Origin of the sequence: Jeotgalicoccus huakuii (assembly GCF_036665975.1) — a bacterium.
In the GTDB taxonomy this organism is placed as follows: Bacteria; Bacillota; Bacilli; order Staphylococcales; family Salinicoccaceae; genus Jeotgalicoccus; species Jeotgalicoccus marinus.
Genome location: NZ_JAVIYN010000008.1, coordinates 65,231 through 77,696 on the forward strand (window position 1 = coordinate 65,231; position 12,466 = coordinate 77,696).

Annotated in this window: 13 protein-coding genes; 10 read left to right on the forward strand and 3 right to left on the reverse strand. The window is 37.6% G+C overall.

Annotated elements, in window-relative coordinates:
• Positions 1-90 precede the first annotated feature (90 nt).
• Genes V6E76_RS05735 through V6E76_RS05745 form a run of 3 tightly spaced genes read left to right on the forward strand, consistent with a single transcriptional unit; the run spans position 91 to position 3,188 of the window.
• Entirely contained in the window at positions 91-1,476 is a 1,386-nt protein-coding gene (locus V6E76_RS05735) for a cytochrome ubiquinol oxidase subunit I (RefSeq protein WP_247350679.1), read from the forward strand.
• Positions 1,473-2,501 (forward strand): cytochrome d ubiquinol oxidase subunit II, encoded by a 1,029-nt coding sequence (locus V6E76_RS05740; protein WP_247350693.1) that lies wholly within the window; start codon positions 1,473-1,475, stop codon positions 2,499-2,501. Before V6E76_RS05735 ends, V6E76_RS05740 begins: the two co-directional genes overlap by 4 nt.
• Positions 2,502-2,522: 21 nt before the next feature.
• Positions 2,523-3,188 carry a potassium channel family protein gene (locus V6E76_RS05745; RefSeq protein WP_247350696.1) on the forward strand — a complete coding sequence of 222 codons (666 nt, stop codon included), beginning with the start codon at positions 2,523-2,525 and terminating at the stop codon, positions 3,186-3,188.
• Between the two features lie 35 nt (positions 3,189-3,223).
• Here the strand turns inward: V6E76_RS05745 and rnjA are convergent, their stop codons facing one another.
• Positions 3,224-4,903, reverse strand: coding sequence for a ribonuclease J1 (gene rnjA / locus V6E76_RS05750; protein WP_247350699.1), 1,680 nt, complete (start codon positions 4,901-4,903; stop codon positions 3,224-3,226).
• Positions 4,903-5,121, reverse strand: coding sequence for a DNA-dependent RNA polymerase subunit epsilon (locus tag V6E76_RS05755; RefSeq protein ID WP_026867477.1), 219 nt, complete (start codon positions 5,119-5,121; stop codon positions 4,903-4,905). The genes rnjA and V6E76_RS05755 overlap by 1 nt, the downstream gene beginning before the upstream one ends.
• Positions 5,122-5,411: 290 nt before the next feature.
• Here V6E76_RS05755 and V6E76_RS05760 point away from each other — a divergent pair, with 290 nt between their 5' ends.
• Positions 5,412-5,687: a hypothetical protein gene (locus V6E76_RS05760; RefSeq protein WP_247350700.1), complete on the forward strand. Its 276-nt coding sequence runs from the start codon at positions 5,412-5,414 to the stop codon at positions 5,685-5,687.
• A gap of 68 nt (positions 5,688-5,755) precedes the next feature.
• On the opposite strand, the gene def is transcribed toward V6E76_RS05760, so the two are convergent.
• Entirely contained in the window at positions 5,756-6,307 is a 552-nt protein-coding gene (gene def, locus V6E76_RS05765) for a peptide deformylase (RefSeq protein WP_247350716.1), read from the reverse strand.
• Between the two features lie 113 nt (positions 6,308-6,420).
• On the opposite strand from def, the gene V6E76_RS05770 reads away from it, so the two are divergent.
• From V6E76_RS05770 to V6E76_RS05795, 6 genes are all read left to right on the forward strand, one after another.
• Positions 6,421-7,050, forward strand: coding sequence for a YkyA family protein (locus tag V6E76_RS05770; protein WP_247350719.1), 630 nt, complete (start codon positions 6,421-6,423; stop codon positions 7,048-7,050).
• A gap of 167 nt (positions 7,051-7,217) precedes the next feature.
• The gene (pdhA, locus tag V6E76_RS05775; RefSeq protein WP_026867481.1) at positions 7,218-8,324 is read left to right on the forward strand and encodes a pyruvate dehydrogenase (acetyl-transferring) E1 component subunit alpha; all 1,107 of its coding nucleotides are present in this window, start codon (positions 7,218-7,220) and stop codon (positions 8,322-8,324) included.
• A 1-nt stretch (position 8,325) separates the two neighbouring features.
• Positions 8,326-9,303, forward strand: a complete 978-nt coding sequence (locus V6E76_RS05780) for an alpha-ketoacid dehydrogenase subunit beta (protein ID WP_026867482.1) — start codon at positions 8,326-8,328, stop codon at positions 9,301-9,303.
• Between the two features lie 25 nt (positions 9,304-9,328).
• Complete coding sequence (locus tag V6E76_RS05785) at positions 9,329-10,648, forward strand: dihydrolipoamide acetyltransferase family protein (protein ID WP_026867483.1); 1,320 nt, start codon at positions 9,329-9,331, stop codon at positions 10,646-10,648.
• Between the two features lie 4 nt (positions 10,649-10,652).
• Entirely contained in the window at positions 10,653-12,059 is a 1,407-nt protein-coding gene (lpdA, locus tag V6E76_RS05790) for a dihydrolipoyl dehydrogenase (RefSeq protein WP_026867484.1), read from the forward strand.
• Positions 12,060-12,119: 60 nt separating this feature from the next.
• The gene (locus tag V6E76_RS05795; RefSeq protein ID WP_026867485.1) at positions 12,120-12,398 is read left to right on the forward strand and encodes a UPF0223 family protein; all 279 of its coding nucleotides are present in this window, start codon (positions 12,120-12,122) and stop codon (positions 12,396-12,398) included.
• Positions 12,399-12,466: the final 68 nt, after the last annotated feature.

Sequence of the window (12,466 nt, forward strand, 5' to 3'; positions counted from 1 at the left end):
CACAAATATGTCAATGTTTCTTCTCGCTTACCATTTAAGTTAATAGGGAAAAGCGTTTATAATGGAGAGTACGAATACGGGGTGAAAATTATGGATGATGTTTTAATTGGACGCTTACTCACAGGAATGACGTTGAGTTTTCATATTATATTTGCCACCATTGGTGTAGGTGTACCAATTGTATTTATGGTTCTCGAATTTTTGGGAATTAGAAAGCAAGACGCACATTATTTAACCATGTCAAGAAGAATTGCCAAAGGATATACAGTAACTGTAGCCGTGGGTGTTGTGACAGGTACGATTATTGGCTTGCAACTGTCATTAATTTGGCCTGATTTTATGAGACTTGGTGGACAGATTATCGCACTGCCATTATTTATGGAAACATTTGCCTTTTTCTTTGAAGCAATATTTTTAGGCATATACTTATACACATGGGATCGTTTTAAAAATCAGTGGTACCATTGGCTATTAACTATACCAATCGTGCTAGGGTCAAGTTTATCTGCAGTGTTTATAACGACAGTGAACTCATTTATGAATACACCTGCCGGTTTTGATTTTGTCGATGGGGAATTTCTAAATATTGATCCACTTGCTGCCATGTTTAACCCATCAACATGGGTAAGAGTATTCCACGTTGTAGTGACAGCATATATGACAATTGCTTTCTTACTCGCAACAATTAGTGCAGTTAAATTACTAAAAGCGAAATTTACAGAGGATAAAACCTATCATAAAAAAGGTCTAAAAGTCATGATGTCAATCGGTGTTGTGATGGCTTTACTAACTATGCTTGCAGGAGATTTATCTGCTAAATTCTTACACGAAGAACAACCAGAAAAACTAGCAGCTTTTGAATGGCATTTTGAAACAGAGGAAAGAGCAGACTTAGTATTATTCGGTATTCTGGATGAAGAGACCCAAGAGGTAAAATATGAGCTAAGAATTCCATGGGCGCTTAGCTTCTTAGCAGGTAACTCTTTTGATACTGAAGTCACAGGTTTAAACGATATACCAGAAGATGAACACCCACCTCTAATCATTCACTACTTCTTTGACTTAATGGTGTTCTTTGGAATGTACGGACTTGGCGTTGCGATCGTTTACTTCCTAGTAAAATGGACGAAACGATGGACTAAAATTAATGAGCACCACCCGCTCTTACTCTACCTCTACGCTTTAACTGGACCACTTAGTTTCTTAGCGATTGAAGCAGGCTGGTTCCTAGCGGAAATGGGACGTCAGCCATGGATTGTTAGAGGATATATGAGAGTATCAGACGCGGTGACACAAGCAGACGGTCTCGGTATTACACTTATTGCATTCGCAGTGCTGTATGTCATCTTAGGTATTACGTCAATCTATGTACTAATTAAGATGTTTAAAGATAAGTCCGCTGAAGAAGAGAAGCTAAATTGGTACGGTGAAACTGGCATCGAGTCTGAAGATGTGACGGGAGGTCGTTTACCATGATGAGTTTAGATTATGAAATTATTGGTATTACGGTGCTCTGGAGCTTTTTATATTTATATGTGATCATTGCTTCCATAGATTTTGGTGCGGGGTTCTTTAACTTTTATTCTAAACTAACTGGTGATGACAATATCATTAGCCCGATAATCTCAAGATATTTGAACCCAGTGTGGGAAACAACCAACGTTTTCTTCGTCTTCTTCTTCGTTGGAATCGTCGGTTTTTACCCTGATACTGCTTATTATTTAGGAACTTCCTTATTAATACCAGGGTCTCTTGCACTCATACTGTTATCTATCAGGGGGGCATACTACGCCTTTAACTCTTATAATACTAAGAGTAAGCTGAGTTGGGATGCATTATATGGTCTAACAGGACTTTTAATTCCTGCCTCGCTATCCATTGCACTTGTAATTTCAGAGGGTGGCTATATTGAAGAAACTGCTGAAGGTCTCACGTTAAATGTAGAAGAACTTCTATTTTCAACTTATGGTTGGTCAGTTGTTTTCTTAGCGATTATTTCAGTATTATATATTTCAAGTGGTTTCCTAACATTCTATGCCAACAAGGCAGAAGACGAAAAGGCAAGTGAGCTTACAAGAACTTGGTTCTTAATTTGGAGTTTACCTACCTTGGTCATCACACAGTTTGTTTTCCTAGGTTTAAGAGACCACAACCAGGTACACTTTGAAAATGCTCAGAACTATTGGTATCTATTTGGTCTAAGTTTACTTTCTATGATCCTAGCAGTGTTCTTAGTATGGAGACGTCGTAATTACGGCACAGCGTTTATTTTAATTATGCTGCAATTTGCCTTTGCATTTTTCGGTTATGGCATAAGTAAGTTACCTTATCTCCTTTATCCTTACATTAATATAAATGATGCAGTAGTGAATGAAAACATGGCATTTGCATTGACAATCGTCTTTGTTTTAGGTTTACTAATATTGATTCCTTCACTTGTTCTCTTAGCGAGATTATTCTTGTTCGATAAAGACTACGTTAAAGGAAATAAAAAATACTAGTAAATAGAGTAGGTTGAAAGCATGAAAAAAGAAATTGCGGTAATTGGTCTAGGAAGATTTGGCGGAAGTATTGTTATGGAACTTCACGATATGGATGTTGATGTATTAGTAATTGACTCAGACGAGAATAGGGTCAATGAGTATCAAGAATTCTCTACTGAAGGTATTATCGGAGATTCAACAGATGAGGCAATGCTAAAAAATATTGGTATTGATAATTATGATAATGTCATTGTAGCAATTGGTGATAATATCCAGGCTAGTATTTTAACGACTTTAATTTTAAAAGACTTGGGTGTAAAGAAAGTAACATCTAAAGCACAAACTGCCCATCACGGTAGAGTGTTAGAAAAAATTGGTGCCGACTCCGTGATTCATCCAGAGAGAGACATGGGTAGACGTGTTGCTCATAGGTTGGTCTCATCATCTGTTGTAGAGTACCTAGAAGTCTCTCATAACCATTCAATAATTGAATTTAGTGCAAATCAAAAATTTGAAAACAAACAAATTTTGGATTTAACATTAAGAGAGAAGTTTGGGATTTCAATCATTGCAATAAAGAGAGACCACGACATTATCGTCAGCCCCGATGCAAATACAACGATACTAGATGGTGACATATTAATATTAATCGGTACAGATGAACAATTAGGTCTATTTGAAGATAAGATGGATCGGTTGAAATAAACAAAAACCTGCGAATATTATTCGCAGGTTTTTTACTATTTATCGTCATTTACACGCATAATGATTGGTAAAATCATTGGACGACGTTTCGTTTTGTTGTATAAGAAGCCACTTAATTCTTCAATGATTAGTTGTTTGACATTATACCATTCCACATTGTCTTTGGTACTAAGTAATTTATTGACTTCATCTTTAATTTTCTTCTCTGCACTTCTAATTAAACCATAAGACTCTCTCATATATACAAATCCACGTGAGATGATGTCTGGTCCACTTAATAATTCGCCGGTAGAGAAGTCAATTGTTAAGACAACAACAGCCAGGCCTTCTTCGGAAAGTGATTTACGGTCACGTAAGACGATGTTTCCAATATCTCCGATACCATTTCCATCGACGAAAACAGTACCTGCCTGAACACGGTGAGAAAATCTTGCGCTATCTTTAGTGAGTGCGAGTACATCTCCGATTTCAAAGACGAAGATGTTATCTTCTTTAACTCCAGTTGAAATAGCAAGTTGTCTGTGGAGATCCAACATTCGGTATTCACCGTGGATTGGCATAAAGAACTTCGGCTGCATTAGACGCAACATTAATTTCTGTTCTTCTTGTGACCCATGGCCTGATGTATGAATGTTAGAAAGTTTTCCGTGAATAACATCAGCACCAGCCTTATAAAGTGCATTAATTGTTCTATTCACACTTAAGGTATTACCTGGTATTGGTGAAGAACTAAATACTACCGTATCTTCTGGAATAATACTGATCTGTCTATGTGTGCCGTTAGCAATTCGTGATAGGGCAGCCATTGGTTCACCTTGTGAACCCGTACACAGAATCATCACCTTATGCTTATCAATCTTATTAATCATTTTTGCTTCTATAAAAGTTTCAGGTGGTGCAGTGATATAACCGAGTTCTTGACCGATTTTGATGTTATTTTCCATGCTACGACCAAAGACGCAAATTTTACGGTCAAATTTCACAGCTGCTTCTATAGCTTGTTGTACACGGTAAATATTTGATGCGAAGGTCGCGAAAATGATACGCCCCTTACATTTTCTGAAGATGTCTTCGACGTTCTGACCTACTTCCTTTTCACTAATGGTGAAGTTAGGCACTGTTGCGTTGGTAGAATCGGAAAGTAAGCATAGTACCCCTTCTTCACCTAACTGTGCCATCTTAGATAAGTTGGCAGGTTCACCAACAGGAGTAAAGTCAAATTTGAAATCACCTGTGTGCACAATGTTACCTTCAGGTGTACGGATAATAACACCGTAAGCCTCTGGTATAGAGTGTGTCGTTAAATAAAATTCAACATCCATATGTTTAAACTTAAGTACACTGTCTTCATCAATAGGAATAAGCTCTGTACGACTTAGTAAGTTATGTTCTTCCAATTTATTTCTGATTAAGCCTAAAGCGAGTGGGCCTGAGTAGATGGGTACTGAAATTTGGCGCAGTAGGAAAGGAATGCCACCGATGTGGTCTTCGTGACCGTGCGTTACGATTAATGCGCTAATTTTGTGTTCGTTCTCTTTTAAGTAAGTGTAATCAGGAATGACATAGTCTACGCCAAGTTCGTCATCTGTAGGGAACTTAACACCCGCATCGATGATGATAATTTCATCTTTGTATTCGATACAGTAAGTATTCTTCCCGATTTCTCCGAGTCCCCCGAGAGAAAATACACCAACTTCATTTGTTTCTAATGACATTAGTCGATAGACTCTACTTTGAAGTCTTCATTATTGTTTTTTTCATATTCCAGATGCGCGGGACTAAGTGCCTGGACAAATTCTATGTTACTGTTAGTGTCTTTAAGTGACTTTCTAACTTGTTCTTCTGTTTCAGCTTCGACATATAAGATCTGAGTATCTTCTCTAATGATACGCGTATCTTTGTCTTCTTGATATAATACTTTAAATACTGTCATAAATGATGACTCCTTTATAAATTAGATAATTGTATATTTTATGTCGTCTACACAATAAAAATATGTGCCTTTTTATATGTTTTAAGGCACATTATTTCAGGGTTTATTTACCCTTCATATATTCATTGCGCAATAAACCTTTCCTGCCTAGGATGCCCTTCAACTTTTTCTTAAGCTTACCGAGTAACTTTTTCAGCATACGATCACACCCTTATATACTTAATTTCATTTTACCTTATAGACCGAGTACTTGCAAAGACTTTATAATGGACTCAAAAGGAGGATGAAAGATGAAGGCAGAACAGATTATGATAGGGGTAGAAAGGCAACAAGAACGTACAGATAAGGTTTTTACTGGTGTGGAGTTTAACGTAAGGGGCAACACTATTGTAATGAACTATGTATACGATCAAGATCAAAATACAGAGCAGGGAAGTGGTGGTGACCTCATCATCCCGCATGATAGTGATCCGGTCTTTATGAACGAAGATGAAATGAATGAACTTCTAGATAAATTAAAAGATAAAAATATTTATTATACGATTAGAAAAGATGAATTTATATAATTGGCCAAAATTTAACCGTCCGTTTTCCCTAAGGGAAATTAACGGACGGTTTTAAATTAAGTACTTTGTTATTCGAGTGGTTGAGCACCATTTTTCGCTTCAAACGGTGCATCATCGTCTATGTGGTCATAGAACATAACGCCATTTAGATGATCAAGTTCGTGTTGGAGAACGACTGCTAAAAAGCCTTTTGCTTTAATCTCAATCTTTTCACCTTCAATAGTTTGTGCTTCTACTCTTATGCGTTTTTTTCGTTGCACAATGCCTTCAATTTCCTCATCAACACTCAAGCAACCTTCACCATTTGGTAGAAAAGTTTCTGTAACTGAATGGCTTTTTACTTTTGGATTGATTAGCATATAATCATATTCCGGTTTACCATCTTCACCCTCAACATAAATTGCCAACATTCTCTTATTTAAACCGATTTGAGGTGCTGCAAGACCAACACCAGGTCTGAGTGAATATTTTTCACTCATCTCAGGATCTTGTGAGTTAACCAGGTACTCTCTCATACTTTTTAACTCGGCAATTGTTTCATCATCTATGATTTCAATCGGTTCTGTTTTAGTGCGGAGTATCGGCGCTCCGTCTTTTACAATGTCTGCCATTGTCAGCATGATATAACCTCCTCAATTCAAACACTTGTTTATTATACAATATATTTAAGTTAAAATGATATTGTCAGATTTAATATATTTTAAATGATACTAACTTTGGAGGTATATAGTCAGTGAAAAAATTCAGTATATTACTATTAGGCGCTTTGCTATTTTTATCGGCATGTAGCAACGCGAAATCAGAATTAAATGATTTCTACGATGATTTTACTCAGAGTTTAACTGAAGAAAAAGACTTGGCAGATATTAACGAGGAATATAATACGCTTGAAAGTGAAAAGTCAGAGCTTCAAGAACAATTAAATGATGCAAACTTAGAAGAAATTAATAATATTAGTCCAGACTTGATTGAGAACACTGAACAACGTCTCGAATTATTAGATGAGGAATCAGAGATGATGACAAGTGCTAAAGAGGCTTTTGAAGAGGCAAAAACATCTGTAGAAGAAATATCTGATGAATCATATAAACAAGAAGCAGAATCACTTGTTCAGTCTATGGCGGCACGTTTTGAAGCTCATGAAACGCTAAATAATACATACAAAGAAGCTTTAGCTAGCGAGATGGAATTATTTGAATACCTTGGTGAAGAAGAAGTGACACAAGATGTGATCGATGAACACCTAAATCAGATTGCAGAGTACAGCGAACCGATTAACGAAGCATCGTCTACATTTACGGAGGAAACAGAGAAAGTAAATCAGATTAAAACAGAAATTGAGCAAATTTTAGAAGCGCAATAAGGCTAATTCCAGAGTGTTACTATAACAGATTTAACTGTTACATTATTACAACCCTTGATATATAAGACCTGTATCATTCTGTTATAGTTATATAAGTTTTACTGTTATAACAGCCTTATGTTAGAATGAAATTAATTAATCATATCAAGAAGGGATTGTGAACACACATGGCAGCAAATGAAAAGTTTAACCCGGTGGATGTTCTATCAGATATTGAAGCTAAATTTGAAACATTTCAAGTTCTGAATGAAAAAGGGGAAGTCGTTAACGAAGATTTAGTTCCAGATTTATCTGACGATCAACTCGTTGAGCTAATGACTAGAATGGTTTGGACGCGTGTATTGGATGCACGTTCTACTGCTTTAAACCGCCAAGGTCGCCTTGGATTCTTCGCACCAACAGCTGGTCAAGAAGCATCACAAATTGCAAGTCAGTACGCATTATCTGAAGGGGATTATATATTACCAGGCTATCGTGACGTGCCACAGTTAATCTGGCATGGATTACCGTTGACAAAAGCTTTCTTGTTCTCACGTGGACACTATAAAGGTAACCAGTTCCCTGAAGGCGTGAACGCCTTAAGCCCACAGATTATTATCGGTGCTCAGTTTGTGCAAACGACAGGTGTTGCACTTGGCCTTAAAAAACGTGGTAAAGAAAATGTAGCGATTACTTACACTGGTGACGGTGGTTCTTCACAAGGTGATTTCTACGAAGGTATCAACTTTGCAGGTGCCTATAATGTACCAGCAATATTCGTAATACAAAATAATAATTATGCGATTTCTACACCAAGAGAATTACAGTCTAAAGCAAAAACACTTGCTCAAAAATCAGTAGCAGCAGGTATCCCTGGAGTCTTAGTAGACGGTATGGATGCGCTTGCAGTCTATTCAGTGGTTAAGGAAGCACGTGACCGAGCGGTTAACGGTGAAGGCCCGACATTAATTGAAATGTTAACTTACCGTTATGGTCCACATACTATGGCTGGTGATGATCCAACTAAATATAGAACTTCTGACGAAGATTCTGAATGGGAGAAGAAAGACCCATTAGTAAGATTCCGTACCTATCTTGAAGGTAAAGATTTATGGACTAAAGAAAAAGAAGACGAAGTTATCGAACGTGCGAAAGAAGAAATTAAAGCTGCTATTAAAGAAGCAGACGCAACAGAAAAACAAACTGTTACAGGATTAATGGAATTAATGTACGATGAAATGCCATCTAACCTAAGTGAACAGTACGAGTACTACAAAGGGAAGGAGTCAAAATAATATGGCACAAATGACAATGATTCAAGCGATCACTAATGCTATGGCAACAGAGTTAAAAAACGATGAAAATGTTTTGGTTTTCGGTGAGGACATTGGTGTTAACGGTGGTGTATTCCGAGCTACAGAAGGCTTACAAAAAGAGTTCGGAGAAGATAGAGTATTTGACACACCATTAGCAGAGAGTGCAATCGTGTCACTCGGTCTTGGTTTGACTCTAGAAAACTATCGTCCAGTCATTGAAATTCAATTCTTCGGATTCCTATTCGAAGCAATGGATGGTATTGCTGGTCAAATTGCACGTCACAGAATTCGTTCTGGTGCATCAAAAACAACACCTATCGTAGTACGTGCACCATTTGGTGGCGGTGTTAACACACCTGAATTACACGCTGACTCACTAGAAGGTTTAATGGCACAAACACCAGGATTAAAAGTTGTTATTCCATCTAATCCAATTGACGCAAAAGGGCTTTTAATTTCAGCTATTCGCTCAGAAGATCCAGTCATCTTTTTAGAGCACATGAAACTTTATCGTTCATTCCGTGAAGAAGTACCTGATGAGGAGTATGAAGTTGAAATTGGTAAGGCGAGCGTAAAACGTGAAGGTGAAGACGTAACATTAATCGCCTACGGTGCAATGGTTCAAGAAGCAATTAAGGCAGCGGACGAACTTGCTGAGGAAAATATCAGTGCTGAGGTAATTGATTTACGTACGGTTTCTCCTGTTGACTATGAAACTTTAGTTGAATCAGTGAAGAAAACAAACCGTGCTGTAATGATCCAAGAAGCACAACGTCAAGCTGGTGTTGCAGCAAATGTTGTCTCTGAGTTATCAGAGCGTGCGATATTACACTTAGAATCACCAATCCTACGTGTGACAGCACCGGATACGGTATATCCATTTACTCAGGCAGAAAGTGTATGGCTTCCAAATAAAGATCTTATTATCGAACGTGCAAAAGAAGTTCTAGATTTCTAAACTCTATTAAACAGGAGGAATTACTATGGCATATGAATTTAAATTGCCGGATATCGGTGAAGGTATTCACGAAGGCGAAATTGCTAAGTGGTTAGTAGCTGAAGGCGATTCAATTAGTGAAGATGATGTATTAGCTGAAATACAAAATGATAAAGCTGTGGTTGAAATCCCATCTCCTGTAGATGGCACAATTTCAAAAATCCATGTTGCTGAAGGTGAAGTAACGACTGTTGGTACAACTATTGTAACCATTGATGACGGTTCAGAAGACAGTGGAGATGCTTCTGATGAAAGCGAATCTTCTAAAGAAGAAACTAAAGAGAGTACAGAAGTCACTGACGATGCAAACAAACCTGCTGATGAAGACAAGGTAACAGAAGAATCACCGAACGAAGTAGAAACTCAGACAGCTTCAAAAGCTAGTTCAGACAAAGATGATACCGTTGTTATTGCTATGCCTGCTGTAAGAAAATTTGCACGTGAACAAGGTGTGAATATCAAGGAAGTTTCAGGTAGTGGTAAAAATGGCCGTATCTTAAAAGAAGACATTGAGAATTTCGGTAGTGAAGAAAGTACTGCTGTTGACCAAGCTTCTGAAACTAAAGAAGAGAGCAAGGTTTCAGCTCCAGTTCAAAATACTGGTGATTTAGAGTCTAGAGAGAAAATGTCAGGAATGAGAAAAGCGATTGCTAAAGCAATGGTGAATTCTAAGCAAACTTCTCCACATGTGACGCACATTGATGAAGTTGTAGTGGATGACTTATGGGCACACCGTAAGAAATTCAAAGAGATCGCAGCTGAACAAAATGTTAAATTAACGTTCTTACCATATGTGGTTAAAGCACTCGTTTCTGCACTTAAAAAATACCCAGTACTTAATACTTCTATTGACAATGAAACATTTGAAGTCATTCAGAAATATTACTATAATGTAGGTATTGCAGCAGATACTGAAAGAGGATTAGTTGTGCCAGTTGTTAAAGATGCAGATAAGTTATCTATGTTTGAGATTTCAGATGAAATCAACGACTTAGCAACAAAAGCACGTGACGGTAAACTGACGTCTGAAGAAATGAAAGGCGGTTCAGTTACTATTTCCAATCTTGGTTCTGCGGGTGGTAAATGGTTCACACCTGTCATCAACCAGCCTGAAGTTGCGATTTTAGGTATCGGACGTATTGAAGAGCAAGCAATTGTTAAAGATGGTGAAGTTGTACCAGCGCGTGTACTTGCCTTATCGTTAAGTTACGACCATAGACAAATTGACGGGGCAACTGCTCAAAATGCATTGAATCACATTAAGCGCCTGCTTAATAATCCGGATTTATTACTTATGGAGGGATAGTAAAATGGTAGTTGGAGATTTTCCTATTGAAACAGACACAATTGTAATCGGTGGCGGACCAGGTGGGTATGTCGCTGCAATTAGAGCAGCACAGCTTGGCCAAAACGTAACATTAGTAGAAAAAAATAAAGTAGGTGGTGTTTGTTTAAACGTTGGATGTATTCCATCTAAAGCAATGATTTCATCAGCACACCGTTACCACGAAACACAACATTCAGAAGATATGGGTGTCATTACAGAAGGTGTAAAATTAGATTTCTCTAAAGTGCAATCATTCAAGGAAAGCGTAGTTAACAAACTTGTTGGTGGCGTTGAAATGTTACTTAAAGGTAATAAGGTAAACGTTGTTAATGGGGAAGCTTACTTTGTAGACAGCAATAAACTTAAAGTAATGGATGAAAAACAATCTCAAACTTACGAATTTAAAAATGCTATCATTGCAACAGGATCACGTCCAATTGAAATCCCTGGATTCAAATTTGGTGGAAGAGTATTAGATTCTACAGGTGCATTAGCACTTGAAGAAGCACCAGAGAAACTTATCGTTATCGGTGGCGGTTACATCGGTACTGAGTTAGGTTCGGCTTATGCGAACTTCGGTACAGAGGTAACAATCCTTGAAGGTACTGCAGATATTCTTGGTGGCTTTGAAAAACAAATGACACAGTTAGTTAAGAAAAATCTTAAATCTAAAAATGCGACTATCGTTACTAAAGCCATGGCTAAATCAGCAGAAGAAACTGACAATGGCGTTAAAGTAACATATGAAGCTAAAGATGAAACTCATGAAGTTGAAGCCGACTACGTATTAGTTACAGTAGGACGTCGTCCGAATACAGATGAAATTGGTCTTGAAGAACTTGGAATAAAGATGACTGATCGTGGAATCATTGAGGTAGATGAGCAATCACGTACAAGTATTCCAAACATCTACGCAATTGGTGATATCGTTGATGGATTACCACTTGCACACAAAGCAAGCTATGAAGGTAAAGTTGCTGCAGAAGCGATTGCTGGAGAAAAATCAGCAGTGGACTATATTGCGATGCCAGCTGTATGCTTTACAGAACCTGAATTAGCAACTGTTGGACTTAACGAATCACAAGCTAAAGACAAAGGCTTCGAAGTCTCTACAGGTAAATTCCCGTTCCAAGCAAACGGTCGTGCTTTAGGACTTAACAAAACAGACGGTTTCGTTAAAGTTGTTGCCCGTAAAGAAGACGGTTTAGTACTTGGTGCACAAGTTGCAGGAAACGGTGCTTCAGATATCATTTCTGAACTTGGTTTAGCAGTTGAAACAGGAATGACACTGGAAGATATTGCATTGACAATTCATGCTCACCCAACACTAGGTGAAGTACCTATGGAAGCAGCTGAAGTTGCACTAGGTCGTCCAGTTCACTCTATGTAATATATAAACATTAAAGATCAGGGTATTTACTCTGATCTTTATTTTTTTAGGAGAGGTTAGATGGAAAATAAAGAATACACATATCCCTTAGACTATGATTGGTCGACTGAAGAAATTCTTCACGTTATGTCTTTCTACCAGGCTGTTGAGATTGCTTATACAGAAGGTGTTCTTGCTGGTAAATTTCAAGAAGCCTATGATGATTTCAAAGAAATTGTACCGTCGAAAGCTGAAGAGAAAACACTATTTAAAGATTTTGAAAAAGCGAGTGGCATGGTGCCATTTAAAATTATTAAACAGCTAAAAGATAGTGAGCCTAAAGACATTTTAAAACCATAAAAATTTGATTGTCATATCTATACCTTCTCGCATATAATGAATTGTACTAATTTTAACGAGGAGGTATA

Excerpts from the sequence above, each read along its gene's own strand:
- V6E76_RS05735 (WP_247350679.1), top strand. The coding sequence starts at position 91 with ATGGATGATGTTTTAATTGGACGCTTACTCACAGGAATGACGTTGAGT.
- V6E76_RS05740 (WP_247350693.1), top strand. The coding sequence starts at position 1,473 with ATGATGAGTTTAGATTATGAAATTATTGGTATTACGGTGCTCTGGAGC.
- V6E76_RS05745 (WP_247350696.1), top strand. The coding sequence starts at position 2,523 with ATGAAAAAAGAAATTGCGGTAATTGGTCTAGGAAGATTTGGCGGAAGT.
- rnjA (WP_247350699.1), bottom strand. The coding sequence starts at position 4,903 with ATGTCATTAGAAACAAATGAAGTTGGTGTATTTTCTCTCGGGGGACTC.
- V6E76_RS05755 (WP_026867477.1), bottom strand. The coding sequence starts at position 5,121 with ATGACAGTATTTAAAGTATTATATCAAGAAGACAAAGATACGCGTATC.
- V6E76_RS05760 (WP_247350700.1), top strand. The coding sequence starts at position 5,412 with ATGAAGGCAGAACAGATTATGATAGGGGTAGAAAGGCAACAAGAACGT.
- def (WP_247350716.1), bottom strand. The coding sequence starts at position 6,307 with ATGCTGACAATGGCAGACATTGTAAAAGACGGAGCGCCGATACTCCGC.
- pdhA (WP_026867481.1), top strand. The coding sequence starts at position 7,218 with ATGGCAGCAAATGAAAAGTTTAACCCGGTGGATGTTCTATCAGATATT.
- V6E76_RS05780 (WP_026867482.1), top strand. The coding sequence starts at position 8,326 with ATGGCACAAATGACAATGATTCAAGCGATCACTAATGCTATGGCAACA.
- V6E76_RS05785 (WP_026867483.1), top strand. The coding sequence starts at position 9,329 with ATGGCATATGAATTTAAATTGCCGGATATCGGTGAAGGTATTCACGAA.
- lpdA (WP_026867484.1), top strand. The coding sequence starts at position 10,653 with ATGGTAGTTGGAGATTTTCCTATTGAAACAGACACAATTGTAATCGGT.
- V6E76_RS05795 (WP_026867485.1), top strand. The coding sequence starts at position 12,120 with ATGGAAAATAAAGAATACACATATCCCTTAGACTATGATTGGTCGACT.